This is a genomic window from Mycobacterium sp. (genome assembly GCF_046330795.1).
Taxonomy (GTDB): domain Bacteria; phylum Actinomycetota; class Actinomycetes; order Mycobacteriales; family Mycobacteriaceae; genus Mycobacterium.
Window position 1 is genome coordinate 802,877 of the sequence record NZ_JAXLSA010000002.1, and the last position, 20,878, is coordinate 823,754.

General features: G+C 68.2%; 20 protein-coding genes, 1 tRNA gene and 1 pseudogene. 13 read left to right on the forward strand and 9 right to left on the reverse strand.

Annotated features, from left to right (window positions below; translation table 11 throughout):
• Position 1: 1 nt before the first annotated feature.
• Entirely contained in the window at positions 2-808 is an 807-nt protein-coding gene (gene cmrA, locus U0R18_RS11010) for a mycolate reductase (RefSeq protein ID WP_526368190.1), read from the reverse strand.
• Positions 809-830: 22 nt separating this feature from the next.
• Here cmrA and U0R18_RS11015 point away from each other — a divergent pair, with 22 nt between their 5' ends.
• Positions 831-2,132 carry an MFS transporter gene (locus tag U0R18_RS11015; protein ID WP_526368191.1) on the forward strand — a complete coding sequence of 434 codons (1,302 nt, stop codon included), beginning with the start codon at positions 831-833 and terminating at the stop codon, positions 2,130-2,132.
• Here the strand turns inward: U0R18_RS11015 and U0R18_RS11020 are convergent.
• Complete coding sequence (locus U0R18_RS11020) at positions 2,115-2,954, reverse strand: MmpS family transport accessory protein (RefSeq protein WP_526368192.1); 840 nt, start codon at positions 2,952-2,954, stop codon at positions 2,115-2,117. The genes U0R18_RS11015 and U0R18_RS11020 overlap by 18 nt on opposite strands.
• A 134-nt stretch (positions 2,955-3,088) precedes the next feature.
• On the opposite strand from U0R18_RS11020, the gene U0R18_RS11025 reads away from it, so the two are divergent.
• The 3 genes from U0R18_RS11025 to U0R18_RS11035 all read left to right on the forward strand — a co-directional run bounded on the left by U0R18_RS11025 (position 3,089) and on the right by U0R18_RS11035 (position 5,473).
• Positions 3,089-4,984, forward strand: a complete 1,896-nt coding sequence (locus U0R18_RS11025; protein WP_526368311.1) for an alpha/beta hydrolase family protein — start codon at positions 3,089-3,091, stop codon at positions 4,982-4,984.
• 76 nt (positions 4,985-5,060) lie between these two features.
• Positions 5,061-5,261: a hypothetical protein gene (locus tag U0R18_RS11030; protein WP_526368193.1), complete on the forward strand. Its 201-nt coding sequence runs from the start codon at positions 5,061-5,063 to the stop codon at positions 5,259-5,261.
• Positions 5,262-5,317: 56 nt separating this feature from the next.
• Positions 5,318-5,473: a hypothetical protein gene (locus U0R18_RS11035; RefSeq protein ID WP_526368194.1), complete on the forward strand. Its 156-nt coding sequence runs from the start codon at positions 5,318-5,320 to the stop codon at positions 5,471-5,473.
• Here U0R18_RS11035 and U0R18_RS11040 read toward each other — a convergent pair.
• Complete coding sequence (locus U0R18_RS11040; RefSeq protein ID WP_526368312.1) at positions 5,470-6,105, reverse strand: SACE_7040 family transcriptional regulator; 636 nt, start codon at positions 6,103-6,105, stop codon at positions 5,470-5,472. The genes U0R18_RS11035 and U0R18_RS11040 overlap by 4 nt on opposite strands.
• Positions 6,106-6,177: 72 nt before the next feature.
• On the opposite strand from U0R18_RS11040, the gene U0R18_RS11045 reads away from it, so the two are divergent.
• The 8 genes from U0R18_RS11045 (at position 6,178) to U0R18_RS11080 (ending at position 15,655) form a co-directional block, all read left to right on the forward strand.
• Complete coding sequence (locus tag U0R18_RS11045) at positions 6,178-7,731, forward strand: carboxyl transferase domain-containing protein (RefSeq protein ID WP_526368195.1); 1,554 nt, start codon at positions 6,178-6,180, stop codon at positions 7,729-7,731.
• A gap of 5 nt (positions 7,732-7,736) precedes the next feature.
• Complete coding sequence (locus U0R18_RS11050; protein ID WP_526368196.1) at positions 7,737-9,719, forward strand: acetyl/propionyl/methylcrotonyl-CoA carboxylase subunit alpha; 1,983 nt, start codon at positions 7,737-7,739, stop codon at positions 9,717-9,719.
• Positions 9,712-10,872 carry an acyl-CoA dehydrogenase family protein gene (locus U0R18_RS11055; RefSeq protein ID WP_526368197.1) on the forward strand — a complete coding sequence of 387 codons (1,161 nt, stop codon included), beginning with the start codon at positions 9,712-9,714 and terminating at the stop codon, positions 10,870-10,872. The genes U0R18_RS11050 and U0R18_RS11055 overlap by 8 nt, the downstream gene beginning before the upstream one ends.
• 84 nt (positions 10,873-10,956) lie before the next feature.
• Complete coding sequence (locus U0R18_RS11060; protein ID WP_526368198.1) at positions 10,957-11,457, forward strand: MaoC family dehydratase; 501 nt, start codon at positions 10,957-10,959, stop codon at positions 11,455-11,457.
• Positions 11,457-12,257 carry an HpcH/HpaI aldolase/citrate lyase family protein gene (locus U0R18_RS11065; RefSeq protein ID WP_526368199.1) on the forward strand — a complete coding sequence of 267 codons (801 nt, stop codon included), beginning with the start codon at positions 11,457-11,459 and terminating at the stop codon, positions 12,255-12,257. The genes U0R18_RS11060 and U0R18_RS11065 overlap by 1 nt, the downstream gene beginning before the upstream one ends.
• Positions 12,258-12,373: 116 nt before the next feature.
• On the forward strand, positions 12,374-13,444 hold the full coding sequence (gene pdhA, locus U0R18_RS11070) for a pyruvate dehydrogenase (acetyl-transferring) E1 component subunit alpha (RefSeq protein ID WP_526368200.1): 1,071 nt from the start codon (positions 12,374-12,376) through the stop codon (positions 13,442-13,444).
• A 1-nt stretch (position 13,445) separates the two neighbouring features.
• A complete protein-coding gene (locus U0R18_RS11075) occupies positions 13,446-14,474 on the forward strand; it encodes an alpha-ketoacid dehydrogenase subunit beta (protein ID WP_526368201.1) in 1,029 nt (342 codons plus the stop codon).
• Positions 14,471-15,655 (forward strand): 2-oxo acid dehydrogenase subunit E2, encoded by a 1,185-nt coding sequence (locus tag U0R18_RS11080; protein WP_526368202.1) that lies wholly within the window; start codon positions 14,471-14,473, stop codon positions 15,653-15,655. Before U0R18_RS11075 ends, U0R18_RS11080 begins: the two co-directional genes overlap by 4 nt.
• On the opposite strand, the gene U0R18_RS11085 is transcribed toward U0R18_RS11080, so the two are convergent.
• From U0R18_RS11085 to U0R18_RS11110, 6 genes and pseudogenes are all read right to left on the reverse strand, one after another.
• Complete coding sequence (locus U0R18_RS11085; RefSeq protein WP_526368203.1) at positions 15,650-16,507, reverse strand: hypothetical protein; 858 nt, start codon at positions 16,505-16,507, stop codon at positions 15,650-15,652. The two genes, U0R18_RS11080 and U0R18_RS11085, sit on opposite strands and share 6 nt — an antisense overlap.
• A 124-nt stretch (positions 16,508-16,631) precedes the next feature.
• Positions 16,632-17,387 (reverse strand): enoyl-CoA hydratase, encoded by a 756-nt coding sequence (locus U0R18_RS11090; protein WP_526368204.1) that lies wholly within the window; start codon positions 17,385-17,387, stop codon positions 16,632-16,634.
• A 31-nt stretch (positions 17,388-17,418) separates the two neighbouring features.
• A complete protein-coding gene (locus tag U0R18_RS11095; RefSeq protein ID WP_526368205.1) occupies positions 17,419-17,637 on the reverse strand; it encodes a hypothetical protein in 219 nt (72 codons plus the stop codon).
• A 156-nt stretch (positions 17,638-17,793) separates the two neighbouring features.
• Positions 17,794-18,927 (reverse strand): alpha/beta fold hydrolase, encoded by a 1,134-nt coding sequence (locus tag U0R18_RS11100; RefSeq protein ID WP_526368206.1) that lies wholly within the window; start codon positions 18,925-18,927, stop codon positions 17,794-17,796.
• Positions 18,928-18,990: 63 nt separating this feature from the next.
• Positions 18,991-19,104: pseudogene (locus tag U0R18_RS11105) on the reverse strand (maleylpyruvate isomerase family mycothiol-dependent enzyme); the annotation flags it as partial.
• A gap of 131 nt (positions 19,105-19,235) precedes the next feature.
• Positions 19,236-19,311 (reverse strand) — tRNA-Arg (locus tag U0R18_RS11110).
• A gap of 245 nt (positions 19,312-19,556) precedes the next feature.
• Between U0R18_RS11110 and U0R18_RS11115 the strand changes: the two genes are divergently transcribed.
• Complete coding sequence (locus U0R18_RS11115) at positions 19,557-20,789, forward strand: alpha/beta hydrolase (protein WP_526368207.1); 1,233 nt, start codon at positions 19,557-19,559, stop codon at positions 20,787-20,789.
• Positions 20,790-20,878: the final 89 nt, after the last annotated feature.

A 20,878-nucleotide genomic window follows, 5' to 3' on the forward strand; every position in this document is an offset into this window, starting at 1 on the left:
CTCAGTCTCCGCCGAGCTTCTTGTAGACCGCGCCGACGATGGGTGCCACCACCGCGCGCGGCGCGTAGCCGCTGGCGACCGACATGGCCTTGGACGTCAGGCCGGGTACCACCCGCATCCTGTTGTGCTCCAGGGCATCCAGCGACACCCGGGCGGTGTACTCGGTGTCGATCCAGAGGAACTCCGGGATGAGCTTCTCGACCAGCGAACGCTCCGAGGCGTCGGGCAGTTCGGTGCGGACCGGACCCGGCGCGAGCAACGTCACGTGCACGCCGTCCTTCTTCACCTCTCCGCGCAGCGATTCGCTGAAGGTGTTGGCGAACGCCTTGCTGGCGGCGTAGGTGGCGTTGTTCGGGATCGGTGAGTTTCCGGCCGCCGATCCCGAGATCAGGATGCCACCGCCGGCCCGGCCGATCATCCCCGGCAGCACCGCCAGGGTCAGGTCGTGCACGGCATTGACGTTGAGCGCCACCTGATCTCGTTCGCCCTCGGGGTCCAGGGCGGCCACGGGGCCGAAGGTGGCGGTGCCGGCGTTGTTGCACAGGATCGAGATATTGCGTTCGGCCAGTTCGTTGCCGAGGTCGCGCCGGGCGTTGGGGTCGGTCAGGTCGACGGGACGGATCTCGACGGTGACGCCGTAACGCGCGGTGATGCGATCGGCCACCGTCTGCAGCACGTCGCCGCGGCGCGCGGTGATGATCAGATGATGTCCGCGGGCAGCGAGCTCGTTGGCGAGCGCTTCGCCGATACCTTGCGAGGCCCCGGTGACGACCGCGCGCGCGTCCGGGCTGGGTGAGGGTACGGGCATGCGGTCATGGTAGACAACCGGCATGAGCAGTCCCACCAGGTCCCGGATCGCGGCGTGGGCGTCATGGGACTGCGGCGCCACCGGCATGTCGGCCATCGTCACGACATTCGTGTTCTCGGTCTACCTCACCGGGTCGGTCGGCGTACACGTGCCCGGCCAGCCGTCGCCGGCCAGTTGGCTGGGCCGGGCGCTGGCGTTGGCCGGGTTCGTCGTCGCCGTGCTGGCACCCGTTACCGGCGTCCTGGTGCAGGCCGCATCGCGGCGCCGCACCGCCCTGACCCTGCTGACCCTCTCGGCCGCCACGCTCACCGCCGCGATGAGCCTGATCCGGCCGCACCCGTCGTATCTGTTCGCCGGGCTGGCGCTGCTGGCGGCCACGGCTGCCTGCCTCGATCTGGCGACCGTGCCCTACAACGCGATGCTGCGCCAGCTCTCGACGCCGCTGACATCCGGCCGGATATCCGGATTCGGTGCAGCGGCAGGCTATTTCGGCAGCGTTCTGCTGTTGCTGGTGGTGTACTTCGGATTCGTCGTCGGCTCCGGTCCGCACCGCGGGCTCCTGGGAATCGCGGCTGACGACGGCCAGAACGTCCGGGCCGCGATGCTCCTGACGGCCGCGTGGCTGCTGATATTCGCGACGCCGCTGATGTTCACCGCGCACCGCATCGGCACTCCGGATGCCGTTCCGGCCGAACGAATCGGGCTGATGGGCGCCTATCGGAAGGTGTGGGCCGACCTGATCGCCGAGTGGCGGCGTGACCGCAACCTCGTCTACTACCTGATGTCCAGCGCCATCTTCCGCGACGGCCTCACCGGCGTCTTCGCCTTCGGGGCGGTCCTGGGCGTGAGTGTGTACGGACTGTCGCAAGCCGATGTGCTGCTCTTCGGCGTCGCGGCGTGCGTGGTGGCGGCCGCCGGTGCGGTGGTGGGCGGCCACGTCGACGACCGCGTCGGCTCCAAGCCGGTCATCGTGACGTCGCTGATCTCGATGATGGTCATCGGTCTGATTCTGCTGACACTGTCGGGTTCGATCGCGTTCTGGGTGTGCGGGCTGTTGCTGTGCCTGTTCGTCGGCCCCACCCATTCGGCAGCCCGCACGATGCTGCTGCGAATGTGCGCCCACGGCCGCGAGGGGGTGGCGTTCGGTCTGTACACGATGACCGGGCGGGCGGCCACATTCCTGGCGCCCTGGATGTTCTTCACCTTCGTCGACGCCTTCGGTACCGACCGGGCGGGCCTGGCGGGGCTGCTGGTGGTGCTGGGCACCGGACTGATCGCGGTGCTGTGGGTACGTTCGCCCGCTCGGCTACCCGCCGATCGATGAGCAGATGGTCAGTCCGCTACCCGAGCGCTGCTGGGTCTGGGCACCGTTCAGCGTTATGCTGCAACTGATTTCACGCCCCACGTTGATGACGGTGACGCTTGCGGCCTTGACGGAGGACGGCGTCAGCGACACTTCGCGGGTCCACGGCAGGGCCACGTTGAATTCCATCTGCAGGATCCCGCCGGTGTCGACGTAGGTGATGCTGATGGCCCGGCCCTCACCGGTGACGTTGTAGACGACGGACTCGGTGGCGGCTTCGTCGGTGGTGGTTGTTCCCGGTACGCCGGGCGCCGTTGTGGGTTCGGTGGCCGATGGTTCGGTGGTCGGCGGCGTCGTGGTGGGTCGCGGCGTCGTGGTCCGGGTTGTCGTGGTCTGCGGAACGGTGGTGCTGGGCTCGGGCATCGGAGGCAACGGCGCGATGGCCGTGTCGTCGCGGGTGGAGCTGTAGGCGACCACCAGCGCGATCACCAGGCCGATGACGAGCGCGACGGCGCCGCCGGCGACCAGCCACAGCCAACGGGGCGACCTCGGCGGCTCGGGCGGCTCATCGGTGGGCGGCGGAGGCGGCGGTTGGTACTGCGTCTGGGTCCAGTAGGGCGGCAGGACCTGGGTTGGGTCGGGCGGGAAGGTTCCCGTTGGGTCGGGCGGGAAGGTTCCCGTCGGGCCGGACGCGGGCGGCGGATAGCTGGGGTAGGTGTACTGGCCGCCGTAGGCCGGGTCGACGGGTGGGTAGGGGACACCCATCTGCTCGGTCGGTTGTGACCATTGCGGCTGGTTGGGGTCGGGGCCCCCGGGGCCAAAGCTGCTCCGTGGATCGCTCATGCCCACCTCATGCCCTGCACGCTACCTGCGGATCCGCTCGAACTGGAGGCCGGTCGGCGAACCCGCAGGTCAGGGGTTCCTGGAAGCGGCCGTCGCGTCTTGTCGTTACGGTCGTGACCGAGGAGGTTCCCACCATGGACGCAGCGGCGCCGCCGCGCGCACCGCAGGTCAGGGCGATCTACGGGGCGTCGCTGGCCCCGGATGCCACCGCCGTCGCCCACCTCGTCGACGACGGCGGCTATCCCCGTGCGGTACAACGCTTCCTGCGCGGCTGGCGGGCCAGCTCATGGCGGGACGTCGATCTGCCGGTCGTGGGGCCGGTGACCAAGGTGCTGCATTCGGCCGACGGCCACTGGCTGGCCTGCGAGGTCGCACCCGATGGTGGCTCACGCACCCAGCTGTGGGTGGTCACCACGGACCCCGACGACCGCGCGGCCCGGCGGATCGATTCCGGCGGCGGGCATTCCGCGGACCACAGCACCGCCGAGCTGATCGCCTGGGACGGCACCCTGGTGGCCGCCATCCTCACCGGTGACGACGGCGTCGGGATTTCATGCCTGATCGATCCGGCGACCGGCGAACAGACCGTGCTGGACCGCCGGTCGGCCGGACGTCTGGTCGACGCGTGGGCGGGATCGGCACTGATCCGCGTCGGGCCGCGGGGCTACCGGGACTTGCTCATGCTGCACGGTGGGACCGAAATCGCGCTGCTCCCTTACGATCCGGGCTCCACCACCGACTTCGGGGTGATCCTCGACGACCACGTGCCACGGCGGCTGCGGCACGGGACGGAGGGCGAGGCCACCAGGCTGTACAACCCGTCGTACATGCACGGGCCCGGCAGTTCCGAGGGCTTCGTGCGCGCGCTAATCCGCAGCGACAACGGTACCGACCACGCCCGGCTGCTCGAGGTGACGGTCACCGCCGACGGCGTTTCCTACCACGTCGTGGCCGAGCGTCCCGGCTTCGAACTCGACGAGTTCGTCGTCAGCGACGATCTGTCAACGGTCGCGATGTTGTGGAACAACCATGGCTGCAGTGAACTTCAGGTCCTGCAGTACGGCGACAACACCCTGCAGCCGCCCATTCCGCTGCCCGGGCTGGTCGCCGGTGAGCTCTCCATCAGCGCCGGCGGCTCGATGGTCGCGTTGACGGTGGAGGGCCCGGCGCAACCCCGCAACGTCGAGCTCGTCGACACCCGCACCTGCGAATGGGAGCGGGTCGACCGCGAACCGATGCGCGGTCCGCGCGCCGGATCTCCGGTGCTGGAGATCATCACCGCCCGGGATGGCATGACGTTCTCGGGGTGGCGCTATCCGCCGCCACCCGGGGTGGCCGAAGTGGGCGCCATGATCTACCTGCACGGCGGACCGGAGGGGCAGTCCAGGCCCGGCTACAGCGAGGTGTTCCCGCGCCTGCTCGACGCAGGCATCACGGTCCTGGCACCCAACGTGCGCGGGTCGGGCGGGTTCGGGCGCACGTTCATGCACGCCGATGATCGCGAGAAGCGTTTCGCGGCAATCGATGACGTCGCCGACTGTGTGCAGCACCTGATCGAGAACGGGTACGCCGAGCGGGAGCGGATCGCGTGTGCCGGCTGGTCCTACGGCGGCTACCTGACGTTGGCCGCGTTGACGTTCCACCCACGGTTGTTCGCCGCCGGGGTGAGCATCTGCGGGATGAGCGACCTGAACACGTTCTACCGCAATACCGAGGCGTGGATCGCCGCGGCGGCCTACCCGAAGTACGGGCACCCGATCTCCGATCAGGACCTGCTGGACGAACTCTCGCCGCTGTCCCGGGTGGATGCCGTGAGGGCGCCGCTGTTGTTGATCCACGGCGGGCATGACACCAATGTCCCGGTCGGCGAATCCGAACAGATGCTGCGGGCGCTCCAGCGCCGGGAGCGTCCGGTGGAATACCTGCTGTTTCCCGACGACGGACACGACATCGCCAAACGTGAGAACAGGACCGTGATGGCGGCGGCGATCCGGGACTGGTTGCTGGCCGCATTCTCCGAGCAGCGCTGACCGGGCCGGGATGTTTGGAAATTTTGCCGCGGGGTAAATCTCTGTCCGCCAGCGGTGCGGAAGAACGGAGGGTGCCATGCGTCTGATCGGCATCATCGCGGTGGTCTGGCTCCTGATCGGAGTCTTTGCCACCTATCAACGCGGTTACTTCAGCAACACCGAAACAAATTGTGCCACTTCGGGTTCGATTGCCCTGACCGTCCTGGCCGGGCCGTTGAACTACGCGGGGGTCAATCCGAAAGTGGAGGCGTGCAACCTGCCCCAGCCCAGTCCGTGATCCCTAGGGATCTGCTCGGTTATTCGCGGTAACTCACTCTTGGAAATGGAGTCGACATGATTGTCCTGGGAGCTATTCTGCTCATCCTCGGCTACGTCCTGCACATCAGCATCCTGTGGACCATCGGCGTTGTCCTGCTGGTCATCGGCGCGGTGCTGTGGATCCTGGGCGCCGTCGGCCGTCCCGTCGGCGGCCGAAAAGTCTGGTACTAGTCGCGCGCGGTCAGTGCGGCCAGCGCCATCGACCGCAGCACCGCGCGTGAGCGCACGCCGGCCGGCTTTCCACCGGCCGGCTTCGTGCTGTACGGGGTCGAGTTGAGCAACCCGAATGCCGCATGCGCCATGAGCCGGGCGTCGGACTCCGCCAGGTGGCAGTTGATCTCGCGTAGCACCCGCACCCAGATCTCGACGTACTGACGCTGGCTGGTGCGCACCTGCCGCAGGGCAGCGGGGGGCAGTTGCGTCAGGTCACGGTCCTGGATGCGGATCAGTTCGGGCTCGTTGAGCGTGAAGTCGAGGTGAAAGTCGATCAGGTCCTGCAGCGCCGAGGCCGGGTCGGCCGCCCGCTCGAGGACGTCACGTCCTCCGGCCAGCAGTCGCGTGCTGATCTCCACCAGCAGTTCGACGAGCAGCGCCTCCTTGTTGGGGAAGTGCCGGTAGATCGCCGGGCCGCTGACGTCGACCGCCGCACCGATGTCCTCGAGGCGGACGGCGGCGAATCCGCGCTCGGCGAACTGGCGGGCGGCCGCGGCGAGCAGCCGGGATCGGCGGTCGGACTTCAGCAGGCTGCGCCTGGTCGGTTCGGGTTCGGCGGCGACCACTGGGTGACCTCCTCCTGCCGACATCGACGATCGGGTGTGGACAATCGAGTTAATGGTGATTAACATACCACGAGTTAGCCGTCATTAACTGATCTGATGGGCGGTCCGATGACCTCGAACCGGCAGGCGCACCTGGCGTTGGTGGAGCAACTGCGCGCCAAGCTCGCCGTCGCCGCGCTCGGCGGCCCCGAACGGGCCCGTGAGCGCCACGTCGCCCGGGGCAAGTTGCTGCCGCGCGACCGGGTGGACGGACTGCTCGACCCGGGCAGTCCACTGCTCGAGGTCGCCCCGCTGGCCGCCGACGGCATGTACGACGACGAATGTCCCGGCGCGGGAATGATCGTCGGCATCGGCCGGGTGTCCGGGCGCGAATGCATGATCGTCGCCAACGACGCCACCGTCAAAGGGGGCACGTACTACCCGGTCACCGTGAAGAAGCACCTGCGCGCGCAGGAGATCGCGCTGCAGAACCAGCTGCCCTGCATCTATCTGGTGGACTCGGGCGGCGCTTTCCTGCCCAAGCAGGATGAGGTGTTCCCCGACCGCGAACACTTCGGCCGCATCTTCTTCAACCAAGCGACCATGAGCGCCAAGGGAATTCCGCAGATTGCCGCGGTGCTCGGCTCGTGTACCGCCGGCGGCGCCTACGTGCCGGCCATGAGTGACGAAGCCGTCATCGTGCGCAACCAGGGCACCATTTTCCTCGGCGGCCCGCCCCTGGTGAAGGCCGCCACGGGTGAGATCGTCACGGCCGAGGACCTCGGCGGCGGGGACCTGCACTCGAAGGTCTCGGGCGTGACCGATCACCTGGCCCACGACGACCGGGACGCCCTGCGCATCGTGCGGCGGATCGTGGCCACGCTGGGGCCGCGCACACCGCGGCCGTGGGAGGTGGCCGCGACGGTCGAGCCGGTCGCCGACCAGCGCGAGCTCTATGACGTGGTGCCGGTTGACGCCCGGGTGCCCTACGACGTCCACGACGTCATCACCCGCATCGTCGACGGGGGCGAATTCTCCGAGTTCAAGGCCGAGTACGGCACCACCCTGATCACCGGGTTCGCCCGGATCCACGGCCATCCGGTCGGCATCGTCGCCAACAATGGCGTCCTGTTCGGCGAATCCGCCCTCAAGGGAGCGCATTTCATCGAGCTGTGCGACAAGCGCACCGTCCCGCTGCTGTTCCTGCAGAACATCACCGGCTTCATGGTGGGGCGCGATTACGAGGCAAGCGGGATCGCCAAGCACGGTGCCAAGATGGTCACTGCCGTGGCCTGCGCCCGGGTGCCCAAACTCACCGTCGTGATCGGCGGATCCTACGGCGCGGGAAACTATTCGATGTGCGGGCGGGCGTATTCGCCGCGCTTCCTGTGGATGTGGCCCAATGCGCGGATCTCGGTCATGGGCGGCGAACAGGCCGCGTCGGTGCTCGCGACGGTCCGCGGCGACATGACCCCCGAGGAGGAGGAGGCCTTCAAGGCGCCGATCCGGGCCCAGTACGAGGATCAGGGGAACCCCTATTATTCGACGGCTCGGTTGTGGGATGACGGCGTGATCGATCCCGCGGACACCAGAACCGTTCTGGGGCTGGCGCTCTCGGCGGTCGGCAACGCACCGGTGGAACCGGTGTCCTACGGCGTCTTCAGGATGTGAGTGGCGTGTTCGACACAGTATTGATCGCCAACCGCGGCGAGATCGCCGTGCGGGTCATCCGCACCCTGCGCCGCATGGGCATCCGTTCCGTCGCGGTGTACAGCGAGGCCGATACCGGTGCCCGCCACGTCGCAGAGGCCGATATGGCCGTCCTGGTGGGGCCCGCGCCGGCCCGGCAGAGCTACCTGAACATCCCGGCGGTGGTCGAGGCCGCTGTGCGCACCGGCGCCCAGGCCGTGCACCCCGGCTACGGATTCCTCTCGGAGAACGCCGAGTTCGCGGCCGCGCTGGCACGGGCCGGCATCGTTTTCATCGGCCCGCCGGCGTCGGCCATCGCCACGATGGGCGACAAGATCACCGCCAAGGACACCGTCACCCGCTTCGGTGTTCCGGTGGTGCCCGGTATCTCGCGGCCCGGACTGAGCGACGACGACCTGATCGCGGGGGCGGCTGAGGTCGGCTACCCGGTCCTGGTGAAACCGTCGGCCGGTGGTGGCGGCAAGGGCATGCGGATGGTCACCGAGCCCGGTGAGCTAGCGGCCGCCCTCGCCTCCTCGCGCCGCGAATCCGCGGCGGCCTTCGGTGACGACACATTGTTCCTCGAACGATTCGTGTTGCGGCCCAGGCATATCGAGGTGCAGGTCCTCGCCGACACGCACGGCAGCGTGATCCACCTCGGTGAGCGCGAATGCAGCCTGCAGCGCCGCCATCAGAAGGTGATCGAAGAGGCGCCGTCGGCCCTGCTGGACGCGCTCACCCGGGATCGGATCGGCCGGGCGGCCTGCGACACCGCCCGCAGCGTGGACTACGTCGGCGCCGGCACCGTCGAATTCATCGTGTCGGCCGACCAACCCGACGAGTTCTTCTTCATGGAGATGAACACCCGCCTGCAGGTCGAGCATCCCGTCACCGAGATGGTGACGGGATGGGACCTGGTCGAGTGGCAGGTGCGCATCGCCGCAGGCGAACCGCTGACCGCCACCCAGGGCGACATCGAACTGACCGGCCACGCCATCGAGGCGCGGGTGTACGCCGAGGACCCGGCCAACGGATTCCTGCCCACCGGCGGCACGGTGCTGGAACTTATTGAGCCAGAAGGCGTTCGGGTTGATTCCGGCATCTACACCGGGACCGTCGTCGGCAGCGAGTACGACCCGATGCTGGCCAAGGTGATCGCCCACGGCGACGACCGCGATCAGGCGCTGCGCGGACTGGACCGGGCGCTGGCGGATACCGCGGTACTCGGCGTCGTCACCAACGTCGACTTCCTGCGCTTCCTGCTCGCCGACGCCGACGTCGCCGCCGGGCGACTGGACACCGGGCTGCTGGACCGCCGGGTCGGCGATTATCGGGCCGTCGCCGGGACCGACACCGACCTCATCGCCGCGGCCGCCTACCGCTGGGTGCAGCGGTGGGCCGGAGCCGCCGATGACCTGTGGACCAGGCCGACGGGCTGGCGGATGGGTGCGCACGCACCGACGCTGATCCGGCTGTGCTGTGGGGACCGGACCGATCATGTCGGCATCACCGGTACCCCGACGACGGCCCACGCGCGCATCGAGGACGGCGAAATGCGTTCGCTGACAGCAACACTCGGCGGTGACCTGCTGACCGTCGTGGTGGACGGTCTGCGCACGGAGTACCGCGTCGCCGACGCCGGCCATCAGATCTGGCTGGCCGGGCCCCACGGTGTCGCGGTGGTCGATGAGGTACGCGAGGCGCCCGTGCGGCCCGACGACGAGCACGCCGGGGACGCCGAACTGGTCAGCCCGATGCCCGGAGCCGTCGTCGCGGTGAACGTCACCGACGGCGCCGAGGTGACCGCCGGGGCCGTTGTCGTCGCGGTCGAGGCGATGAAGATGGAGCACTCGCTGAAATCACCGGTCGACGGTGTGGTGGAACTACTTGTCGCCGTGGGCGATCAGGTCAAGGTGGGTCAGGCGCTGGCCCGTATCAGAGCAACCGACGGGAAGACCACAGATGACTGACTACCTATCGACGGGCAATCTGCCCGATGAGTATGCCCAACTGGCGAAGACGGTCCGTGAATTCGCGCAGAGCGTGGTCGCGCCGGTATCGGCCAAACACGATGCCGAACACAGCTTTCCGTACGAGGTTGTCGCCGGAATGGCCGACATGGGCCTGTTCGGACTGCCGTTCCCCGAGGAGTACGGCGGCATGGGCGGCGACTACTTCGCGCTGTGCCTGGCCCTCGAGGAGCTGGGCAAGGTCGACCAGAGCGTGGCCATCACGCTCGAGGCCGGTGTCTCCCTGGGGGCGATGCCGGTCTACCGGTTCGGCAACGATGCGCAGAAGCAGGAGTGGCTGCCGCTGCTGACCTCCGGCAAGGCGCTGGGCGCATTCGGTCTGACCGAGGCGGGCGGCGGCAGCGACGCCGGCGCCACCAAGACCACCGCGAAGCTCGACGGGGGCGAGTGGGTGATCAATGGCTCCAAGCAGTTCATCACCAACTCGGGCACCGACATCACCCGCCTGGTCACCGTCACAGCGGTCACGGCGGGCTCGCCGGACAAGCCCGAGATCAGCACCATCCTGGTGCCCGTTCCGATCGCGGGCTTCACGGCCGAACCCGCCTACGACAAGGTCGGCTGGAATGCGTCGGACACCCATCCGCTGAGCTTCGACGACGTCCGGGTGCCCGCGGAGAACCTGCTCGGAGAGCGCGGTCGCGGGTACGCCAACTTCCTGCGGATCCTGGACGAGGGCCGCATCGCGATCGCCGCGCTGTCGGTGGGCGCTGCGCAGGGCTGCGTCGACGAGAGCGTCAAGTACGCCAAGGAGCGCCAGGCGTTCGGGCAGCCGATCGGCAGGTACCAGGCGATCGAATTCAAGCTGGCCCGGATGGAGGCACGGGCGCAGGCGGCCCGGGCGGCCTACTACGACGCGGCGGCACTCATGCTGGCGGGCAAGCCGTTCAAGACGCAGGCGGCGGTCGCCAAGCTGGTCTCCAGCGAGGCCGCAATGGACAACGCCCGCGACGCCACCCAGATCCACGGCGGCTACGGTTTCATGAACGAGTACGCCGTGGCCCGGCACTACCGCGACAGCAAGATCCTCGAGATCGGCGAAGGGACATCCGAAGTGCAGCTGATGATCATCGCCCGGCAGTGGGGGCTGTGACGATGCCGGCGAGCGTCCGCGTTTGTCCGCGTGACGCAGCGTGTCACCGTACAAACACGGCCGCTCGGCGGAAAGGGGCGGTCGGTGCCTGAGGAGTCCGACGAGAAGGTCGTGCGCCAGCGCGGGCTGTGGTTCGAGGAACTCGAAGCGGGCGTGCGCTACGTGCACGCACCCGGACGGACCATCACCGAGGCGGACAACGTCCTGTTCACCACCGTCACGATGAACACCCAGGCGCTGCACCTGGACGCGGCGTGGTCCGACGAGCAGCCACCGTTCAACCAGCGGTTGGTCAACTCGATGTTCACGCTGGCCACCCTGGTCGGTCTGTCGGTCACCCAGATGACCCAGGGCACCACCGTCGGCAACCTCGGTTTCTCCGACATCGCGTTCCCCAAGCCGATGTTCCACGGCGACACGCTCTACGCGGAGACGACGGTCATCGACAAACGGGAATCCAAGAGCCGGCCCGGCGAGGGCATCGTGACCTTCGTGCACACCGGCCGCAATCAGCACGGCGACATCGTGGCGACCGCCACCCGGAAGGCGATGATGCGCAAGAAGCCGATGGAGGACACCAACTAGTGGCGCTCGACAACGCCGGTCCGGCGTGGATCTTCTGCCCGGCCGACCGCCCGGAACGCTTCGAGAAGGCCGCTGCCGCAGCCGATACCGTCATCCTCGACCTCGAGGACGGGGCGGGCGACAAGCCCAGGGCGCGATCAGCCATTGTCGATACCCCGCTGGATCCGGCGCGCACCGTCATCCGGATCAACGCCGCCGATTCCGGCGAGCAGCAGGCGGATCTCGCCGCGCTCGCCAAGACCGCGTACACGACCGTGATGTTGCCCAAATGCGAAGCAGTCGACCAAGTTACCGCGTTGGCACCGCTGGATGTCGTGCTGATCGTCGAAACGCCGCTGGGCGCGCTGAAGGTGGATCAGACCGCGGCGGCCGCAAACACCCTGGGGGTGATGTGGGGCGCCGAGGATCTGTTCGGATTCCTGGGTGGAACCGCGAATCGGTTCGCCGACGGCAGCTACCGCGACGTGGCGACGTATGTGCGTTCCCGGTCGCTGTTGGCCGCCAAGGCCTATGGCAAGCTCGCCCTGGACTCGGTCTACATCGACATCAAGAACCTCGACGGTCTGCGGGCCGAGGTGGACGACGCGGTGGCCGTCGGATTCGACATCAAGGTGGCGCTGCACCCCACGCAGGTGACCGTCATCCGCGAGGGTTACGCACCGTCGCCGGAGCAGGTGGACTGGGCGCGACACGTTCTGGCCGCCGCCGCTGATCACCGGGGTGCGTTCGCCTTCGAGGGCATAATGGTGGATGCGCCAGTGCTACGGCGAGCAGAGCGAATCGTGCAACTCGCGCCCTGACCCCGGGACGCCGCTGCCGACCGCCACAAGCGGGGCTGCTCCGCTGGCCCGGCTCTGGAGCTGACCTACAGGTCTGACGGCGAAACATGCCGGACAGCGACCTCGAGGAGGCTGCCATGGGTGTGTCCGCTGCCGGTCCGGTGCAACTCGTCGCCCCCGACGGAACCCCGACTTCCGAGACGCGATTCGATCGTGAGCTGCCGCCCGAGACACTGGCGTGGCTCTACGAAATGATGGTCGTCACCCGTGAACTCGATATCGAGTTCGTAAATCTTCAGCGTCAAGGTGAACTCGCCCTGTACGCGTCGTGCCGTGGCCAGGAGGCCGCGCAGATCGGCGCCGTGGCCTGCCTGCGCAAGACGGACTGGCTCTTCCCGCAGTACCGGGAGATCGGGGCCTTCCTGATCCGAGGCATCACGCCCGCCCAGATGGGTGCCGTGTGGCGGGGCAGCTGGCACGGCGGCCTGGGCTTCACCGCCAAATGCGTCGCGCCGATCTCCATCCCGATCGGCACCCAGCAATTGCATGCCGTCGGTGCCGCGATGGCCGCGCAGCGGCTCGGCGAAGATTCCGTCACGGTGGCGTTCCTGGGCGACGGGGCCACCAGCGAGGGCGACGTCCACGAAGCGCTCAATCTGGCAGCGGTGTTCTCGGCACCGTGCGTGTTCTACGTCCAGAACAACCAGTGGGCCATCTCCGTTCCGGTCGACCGGCAGGTGGCCGGGCCGTCGATCGCCCAGCGCGCCGACGCCTACGGCATGCCCGGCATCCGGGTGGACGGCAACGACGTGCTGGCCTGTTATGCCGCGATGTCCGAGGCGGCCGAGCGGGCGCGTTCCGGTGCCGGCCCCACCCTGATCGAAGCGGTCACCTATCGCATGGGGCCGCACACCACGTCCGATGACCCCACCCGTTACCGCGATGCCGACGAACTCGCCGAGTGGGCCGCCCGCGACCCGATCTCGCGCTACCGGATCTACCTGCAGAGCGTCGGGGTGTGGACCGAACGCGTCGAACAACGCGTCGGCGCCCATGGTGCCCGATTGCGTACCGAATTGCGGGACAACATCTTCGGTGCCCCTGATCCCGACGTGCTCGAGATGTTCGACACCGTCTACGCCGACATCACGCCGGAACTGGCGGCCCAACGAGAACGGCTGCGCACCGAACTGACGAGGGAGGCGTGACATGACGCAGATATTCGAGCGGCCGCCCCTGCTGACGCCGGTGCCCACCGCCACCAACCTCACGATGGTGCAGGCGATCAACCGGGCCCTGCACGATTCGATGGCCACCGATGACCGGGTGCTGGTTTTCGGGGAAGACGTCGCGCGCCTCGGCGGGGTGTTCCGGGTGACCGACGGGTTGAGCGAAACCTTCGGTGAATCACGGTGTTTCGACACCCCGCTGGCCGAATCTGCCATCATCGGCATCGCGATCGGGATGGCGGTGCGGGGCCTGGTGCCAGTGCCGGAGATCCAGTTCGACGGGTTCAGCTATCCGGCATTCGACCAAATGGTGTCGCATCTGGCCAAGTACCGGATGCGCACCCACGGCGACATCGACATGCCGGTGACCGTCCGCATCCCGTCCTTCGGCGGCATCGGCGCCGTCGAGCATCATTCGGAATCCACCGAGACCTATTGGGCGCACACCGCTGGTCTCAAAGTCGTTGTGCCGTCGAATCCCTCGGATGCCTATTGGCTGCTGCGGGAGGCGATCGCCAGCCGTGATCCGGTGATCTACCTCGAGCCGAAGCGGCGGTACTGGACCCGCGGTGACGTCGACACCACGGTCGCCGCCCCGCCGATGGGGCAGGCGGCAGTCGTGCGGCCGGGTGCCGACGTCAGCGTCATCACCTACGGCGGACTGGTCACGACGGCGCTGAACGCGGCGCAGGTGGCAGCCGAACATCACGGGTGGGACCTCGAGGTGATCGACCTGCGCTCGCTGAACCCGCTCGACTTCGACACCATCGCCGATTCGGTCCGCAGAACCGGGCGGTGCGTGGTGATGCACGAAGGTCCGCGGACCCTGGGGTTCGGTGCGGAGTTGGCGGCCCGGATCTCCGAAGAGCTGTTCTACGATCTCGAGTCACCCGTGCTGCGCGCCACCGGATTCGACACCCCGTACCCGCCGGCGCGGCTGGAGAAGCTGTGGCTGCCCGGGGTCGACCGGCTACTCGATTGCGTCGAACGCGCAATGGACATGCCATGAACGAGTTCCTGGTGCCCGACCTCGGCGAGGGCCTCGAGGATGCCACGGTGTCGAGCTGGTGCGTCGCGGTGGGCGACACGGTGGAACTCAACCAGACGCTGTGCACGCTGGAAACGGCCAAGGCCGAGGTCGAGATTCCCAGCCCGTACGCCGGGCGGGTGAGCGAACTCGGCGGTGCGGTCGGCGATGTTCTCCCGGTCGGGTCGGTGCTCGTGCGTTTCGACATGGCGCCGACGGCGACGGCGGAGTCAGGAGCGCCGGCACCGGTCAATACCAATGGGACGCAACGCAATCCCGTTCTCGTGGGCTACGGCACCGACGCCACCGCCGACTCGAGCCGCCGCCGGGGACCCCGCGGACCCCGTGCCAAGCCCGCGGTGCGCAAGCTGGCGGCCGAACTGCTGGTCGACCTGGCCGACGTGCCACCCGGACCCGACGGGATCGTCACCCGCGAGGCCGTACTGGCCGCGGCCGGTGTCCATGGTGGGCAGCGGCCCGGCATCAGCCATGACGTCCTGCCGGTCCGCGGTGTCCACGCCGAGATGGCCAAGCGGATGACGTTGTCACGCAATCAGATTCCGGATGCACACGCCGTCGTCGACGTCGACGGCACCCGGCTGGTCGAGTTGCGGGACGCGTTGGGCGTGACTCCGTTCGCGTTGACGATGCGGTTGCTGGTGCTGGCGCTGGCCAACCACCGGATCCTCAACTCCACGTGGGTCGACGGACCCGACGGACCGCAGGTGCACACCCGGCACGCGATCCACCTCGGTGTCGCGGTGGCCGCTCCGCGCGGTCTGCTGGTTCCGGTGCTCCGCGATACGCAGGAGATGACCACGCGACAGCTGGCCGATGAGCTGACTCGGGTGATCGACGCGGCGCGTGAGGGCACGCTCCGTCCCACGGAGTTGGCCGGTTCGACGTTCACGGTATCCAACTTCGGTGCGCTCGGGCTGGACGAGGGCGTGCCGGTGATCAACCACCCGGAGGCGGCCATCCTGGGCATCGGATCGTTGCGGCCGCGAGCGGTGGTGGTCGACGGTGCACTGGCGGTGCGCTCGACGATGAAGCTGACGTGCGCGTTCGACCACCGGGTGGCCGATGGGGCGCAGGTCGCCGGATTCCTGACGCAGTTGCGCGATCTGATCGAGACGCCGGAGTCCGCGCTGCTGGATCTATAGCGCCGACGGACCGGTGGTGGGCTGCAGGAGCCTTCGGGTCTGCGCGCTGACGGCGTCCAGCAATCCGTCGGGCGGGTCCAGGTCGAGCACGGCCGGTTCCAGTTCGATGTCGCCCTTCAGATAGGGCAGCAGCTCCTGCGCCTGCGCGACCCGATCACGCAATGTCACCATGAAGGTGTCCATGTCGACGAGCGGGTGCAGGAAGTACGCCCAGGCGTCGTGGGCAAGGCTGACGGCCTCGGTCTCGACGCCCAGCGTGATGCAGACCTCCGTTTGCTCCAACAGGTCATCGTGATGGTCCATCAGCCGATTGGCCATCTGCACGATCGCGTCCGGATCCGCGTCATCCCGATCGCCGTCGTACCCGAAGGCCGCCCGGAAGCCCGGGCTGGACATGAACCGCTCCATCTGCCGGAGCAACTCGAAACGGTCCAGCAGCAGTTGGCTGATCAACATCGCATAGGCCCGCGCACGCATCGGGTCGCCGGTCGGCTGATATCCCAGGGAGCACGTCCGCAGGCGATCTCGAACTTTTTCCCGACGCTGCAACAGCACCGAGGTGAACAACGCCCACTGCCAGAATTGGGGTTTGTCCGTGCGAAGCTCCGCGATGTCCGCGGCGGTCGATGCGATGTGGGCGATATCGGGGTTGTCGTGGATCGGCAGGAGCCGTGCGGGCATCGGATCGATCCGGCGGCCGAGCCGTCCGACGGCGTCGAAGTAGTCCTGCGGCCAGTCCCACGGCGGCAATTCGACTGGTTCGACTGGTTTCGTGCGGGAGGCCGCCAGGCCGATCAACAGCGCACCCACCAGTACGACGATGGCCACCGGGATCCACCAGGACCCGGACACTCCGCGGAGAACCAGTATGAGGAGGAAGAGCCACCCCAACGTCGCGCCGACGCTCTGAGGCTTTGCACCTGATCTGGACCCACCCATGCCGGGATGCTAAGCGCGGCCCCCGACAGGTAACGTGTCAGCGCTGCTGGGCGGCCCGCAGACGTTCCTGGAACTCCGGCGACTGGATCGACGTTGCCTGCGGGCCCAGCTCGATGCGCATGGCGTTGTAATGCAGATCGGCGTCGACGGAACCGGGTGCATAGGTGGCCCGCATGCTCGCCTTGGTGGCCAGGACCACCTCGCGGGGTGCGGACGCCGGGCCGGCCGCCAGCTCCAGCGCCACGGCGACCGGGTCGTCGGCCTTGCTCAGCGCCAGCCCGTGTGCCACGGCGGTGTCGGCGTCGAAGCGCATACCGAACAGCAGTGCGGCTCGGGCGACCTGAGGTCCGACCCCGCGCTGCAGCATCCACGTCGCGCCGCCGCCGGGGTGGATGCCCAGTTTCTGGAAGCGGGGATCGAACAGTGCGTGCGGGCCCGCGATGCGGACGTCGGCGGCCAGCGCCAGATTCAGGCCGGCGCCCACCGCTGCGCCGTTGACCGCGGCGATGGTGGGCAGGACGCAGTTCGCGACCGCCATGAAGCCGTCGTAGATCCGCAGCAGGCCCTCCTCGGCGGCCGCGCCGAGAGCGCTCAGATCCGCTCCCGCGCAGAACGCCTTCCCGGCACCGGTGATCACGACGGCGTGCACGTCCTGGTCGGCCTCGGCGTGCTGCACCGCGGCCCGCAGCAGCGCGGACATTTCGTCGGTGACCGCGTTGCGGCGGTCGGGGTCGTTGACCGTGATCAAGGCAACCCGGTCGGTGACGGAGTAGCGGACGAGGTCGTTGGACATGGCTGGCAGGCTACTCCGCGCACCTGGTCGATCAGCGGTACTGGCCCTGGGCATGGTGGCGGTTGGGCTTCCGGAAGTGCGGCGTGCCGGGCTCGGTGGGCAGCTTCGTGTTGGTGGGGACGGTGACGTAGTTGCCATTGTTGGTGACGGTGGTCTCGGCGTGACTGGTGCCGGCGACGCCGATGGCGATCAGGGCGGGCGCAATGGTCACGGTGGCGGCGGCGGCGATGCGGCGGGCGATGGTGTTCATGTGAATCTCCTTGTGTGAGTGTGTTTCTGGTCTGTCCGCCGGTGTTCTTCGGCGATGACTCAACAATGCCGCGGCACAGGGAGGATCGGGATCGGGTGAACGGGGGATGCGTCGGAGGAATCGGGTGTCCCCCGATCGGTGGAAATCCCGCGATGGTCAGCGGATGGTGGCGAAGAACGCGCGGACGTCGTCGACGAACAAGTCGGGCTGTTCGAAGGCGGCGAAGTGCCCACCGCGGGGCATATCGGTCCAGTGCGTGATGTGATAGCGGGACTCGCACCAGTTGCGCGGAACGCGCAGGATCTCCTTGGGGAAAGACGCCACACCGGTGGGTAATTCGACGCGGCCGTCCTCGAGCACCGAACTGCGGCGGAAGCTCTGCCAGTACATCCGCGCGGAGGAGGTGGCCGACGCGGTCAGCCAGTACAGCATCACGTTGTCGAGCATCTCGTCGCGGGTCAGGACGTTCTCGGGATGCCCGTCGCAGTCGGTCCAGGCCCAGAACTTCTCGACGATCCACGCCAACTGACCGGCGGGGGAGTCGGTCAGTCCGTATCCCAGCGTCTGCGGCCGGGTGGCCTGTTGCTTGGAGTAGCCGGAGTCCCATTTGTCGTAGTGCACGGCAGCGGCCAGGGCGTCCCGTTCGGCATCGGTCGGATTGTCCAGCGCGCCCGGCCGGCCCAGCGGCATGTTGAGGTGAATGGCCGCGCAGTGCCCGCCGTTGATGCCGATCGCCGTGGTGACCGCCGCACCCCAGTCGCCGCCCTGGGCGCCGTAGCGCTGATAGCCGAGTCGGGTCATCAGCGTTTCCCATGCCCCGGCGACCTTCTCCACGCCCCAGCCGGTTTCGGCCGGCTTGCCGGAGAAGCCGTAGCCGGGCAGTGCGGGGCACACCACGTGGAAGGCGTCGTCGGCACGGCCACCGAAGCGGGTGGGGTCGGTCAGCGGCTCGATGACCTTGTGGAACTCGACGATCGACCCCGGCCAGCCATGGGTGATGATCAACGGGAAGGCATCGTCGTGCGGAGACCGTTGGTGGATGAAATGAATTGGCAGACCGTCGATCTCGGTGGTGAATTGATCGAAGCGGTTCAGTGCCCGTTCGCGGGCTCGCCAGTCGTAGGTATCGGCCCAGTAGGTGGCGAGGTCCTTGGTGTAATCCAGCGGGATGCCCTGGCTCCAGTCGTCGACGCATTCACGTTCGGGCCAGCGGGTCCGGTGCAGGCGCTCGCGCAGATCGGTCAGGTCGGCGTCGGGGATCGCGATGCGGAAGGGCTGCACGGCAGACATGGCGTAACCGTAGCGGTAGGTATCTCTCCGCTCAGCGGCTTCGGGCCTGTGCGAACGCGGTCATCAGCGCAGTAGATGCAGCCCTGGTCCGTCCAGTTCATCGGCGACTGCCGCATGCCTCCCTGTCATTGCCAACAGCAACGCCTCGCCCGTGCCACACACTTCAGGACCTCGGCCACGAGGCGCAGGCCGGGAGTGCGGCGCGCGCCGCCGATTACGGGGATGCTTTCGCCGAGCGGGCCGGACGGCGAGGCTGAACGGGCGATCACGCTGAGCCAGTGCTGTCGCCGATGTCCTGAGACATCACATGGCGCCCCCGGCAGGATTCGAACCTGCAACCTACGGAGTAGAAATCCGCTGCGCTATCCGTTGCGCCACGGGGGCAAGAAAAACCGCGACGCATGATCACAGGCAATGACCAGTTGTCAGCCACGTAATTTACATGTGGTTGGCCTCCTTCTCCCACAGCACCAGCCCAGTCCATGGGGGCGACCGGTACTCGCCACACGCGCACGCAGGATGCTGCACTCCCAACCGAATTTTGGCTATCGTGTGACCCGCGACACAGCCCGAGAGCCGTCGCGGTGTGGGGCAACGGTGCCCGATGACCTGCAAAGGTGCGAATTGCGATGAGCATGGCGAGCGACCTGACCGAGCGCTGCTCGACGGTGGGCGCCCAGGCACTACGTCTGGCCGCCGACCCGGCCGACACGGTGCGCGCCGCGGCCATGCTGCTGCGCACCTGCCCGTCGCTGGCGATCTGGCTCGTGGGCTGGGCGTTCACCGAACTCCCGCTGCACGTGCTCGCCGGGCATGTTCTCAGTGCCGTCAATGCTCCCGTCGTCAACGGATTCACCTTCGGATTGGCCGCGCAGCGGGCTGACCGGGTGCTGCGCGACGCCCTGGTGGAAGCCCACGGCGAGGACTACGCCTTGCAGGTGCACCATCCCGGGTCCGACGTGGCGACCCCGCGCCGCAGCATCGCCGGCCTCTGGCACGCCACGCAACACAACCGCCGGTACGCGGTGGCCACGGACGTGTCCTACGGCCCGGCCGGCCGAGACCATCTGCTCGACATCTGGCGCCGGCCGGGAGCCGATATCGGTGGCCCCGCGCCGGTACTGCTGCAGGTGCCCGGGGGCGCCTGGGCCCTGAGCGAGAAGCGCGGTCAGGCCGTGCCACTGCTGAGCCGGATGGCCCAGCTGGGCTGGGTCTGCGTGCGGATCAACTACAGCCGCGTGCCCGCCAGCCCCTGGCCGGCGCACATCATCGACGTCAAGCGGGCGATCGCCTGGATCCGCGCCAACATCGCCGAATACGGCGGCGACCCGGACTTCATCGCCGTCACCGGCGGCTCGGCCGGTGCCCACATCGGGTCGCTGGCGGCGCTGACCGCCAACGATCCCGCGCTGCAACCGGGATTCGAGAACGCCGACACCACCGTGCAGGCCGCCGTGCCGTACTACGGCGCCTACGACCTGACCGATCCGACGCACATGTGCGACCTGATGATGCCGTTCCTGGAGCGATTCGTGATGCGCGCGTCACTGGCCGACCGGCCCGAGCTGTTCGCGGCCGCGTCGCCGATGACCTACGTGCACCGCGACGCGCCGCCGTTCTTCGTCCTGCACGGCCGCAACGACGCGATCATCCCGCGCGGGCAGGCCCGCGGCTTCGTCGACGCGCTGCGCACCGCCGGCGCGCGCACCGTCGGCTACGCCGAACTCCCCAACGCCCACCACGCGTTCGACGCGCTGGCCACGGTACGTGCTCAGATCGCGGCCGATGCGGTCGCCGACTTCCTGGGCATCGCCTACGGTCAGCGACACCACCTGTCCTTCTCGACGGCCCGCACCGGCTGACGCACGCGCCGCGAATCGTCCCCGCCGACCCGGCGAGCGGACTAGCGTGGTTGCCGGTAATCGGTGGGACGGGCCCGCAGTGGAGGACG

What these genes read in the sequence shown, in the direction of transcription:
- U0R18_RS11080 (WP_526368202.1), top strand. Translation starts at nt 14,471, where the DNA reads ATGAACGAGTTCCTGGTGCCCGACCTCGGCGAGGGCCTCGAGGATGCC.
- U0R18_RS11095 (WP_526368205.1), bottom strand. Translation starts at nt 17,637, where the DNA reads ATGAACACCATCGCCCGCCGCATCGCCGCCGCCGCCACCGTGACCATT.
- U0R18_RS11040 (WP_526368312.1), bottom strand. Translation starts at nt 6,105, where the DNA reads ATGTCGGCAGGAGGAGGTCACCCAGTGGTCGCCGCCGAACCCGAACCG.
- U0R18_RS11075 (WP_526368201.1), top strand. Translation starts at nt 13,446, where the DNA reads ATGACGCAGATATTCGAGCGGCCGCCCCTGCTGACGCCGGTGCCCACC.
- U0R18_RS11035 (WP_526368194.1), top strand. Translation starts at nt 5,318, where the DNA reads ATGATTGTCCTGGGAGCTATTCTGCTCATCCTCGGCTACGTCCTGCAC.
- U0R18_RS11100 (WP_526368206.1), bottom strand. Translation starts at nt 18,927, where the DNA reads ATGTCTGCCGTGCAGCCCTTCCGCATCGCGATCCCCGACGCCGACCTG.
- U0R18_RS11055 (WP_526368197.1), top strand. Translation starts at nt 9,712, where the DNA reads ATGACTGACTACCTATCGACGGGCAATCTGCCCGATGAGTATGCCCAA.
- cmrA (WP_526368190.1), bottom strand. Translation starts at nt 808, where the DNA reads ATGCCCGTACCCTCACCCAGCCCGGACGCGCGCGCGGTCGTCACCGGG.
- U0R18_RS11030 (WP_526368193.1), top strand. Translation starts at nt 5,061, where the DNA reads ATGCGTCTGATCGGCATCATCGCGGTGGTCTGGCTCCTGATCGGAGTC.
- U0R18_RS11020 (WP_526368192.1), bottom strand. Translation starts at nt 2,954, where the DNA reads ATGAGCGATCCACGGAGCAGCTTTGGCCCCGGGGGCCCCGACCCCAAC.
- U0R18_RS11090 (WP_526368204.1), bottom strand. Translation starts at nt 17,387, where the DNA reads ATGTCCAACGACCTCGTCCGCTACTCCGTCACCGACCGGGTTGCCTTG.
- U0R18_RS11045 (WP_526368195.1), top strand. Translation starts at nt 6,178, where the DNA reads ATGGGCGGTCCGATGACCTCGAACCGGCAGGCGCACCTGGCGTTGGTG.
- U0R18_RS11115 (WP_526368207.1), top strand. Translation starts at nt 19,557, where the DNA reads ATGAGCATGGCGAGCGACCTGACCGAGCGCTGCTCGACGGTGGGCGCC.
- U0R18_RS11025 (WP_526368311.1), top strand. Translation starts at nt 3,089, where the DNA reads ATGGACGCAGCGGCGCCGCCGCGCGCACCGCAGGTCAGGGCGATCTAC.
- pdhA (WP_526368200.1), top strand. Translation starts at nt 12,374, where the DNA reads ATGGGTGTGTCCGCTGCCGGTCCGGTGCAACTCGTCGCCCCCGACGGA.
- U0R18_RS11015 (WP_526368191.1), top strand. Translation starts at nt 831, where the DNA reads ATGAGCAGTCCCACCAGGTCCCGGATCGCGGCGTGGGCGTCATGGGAC.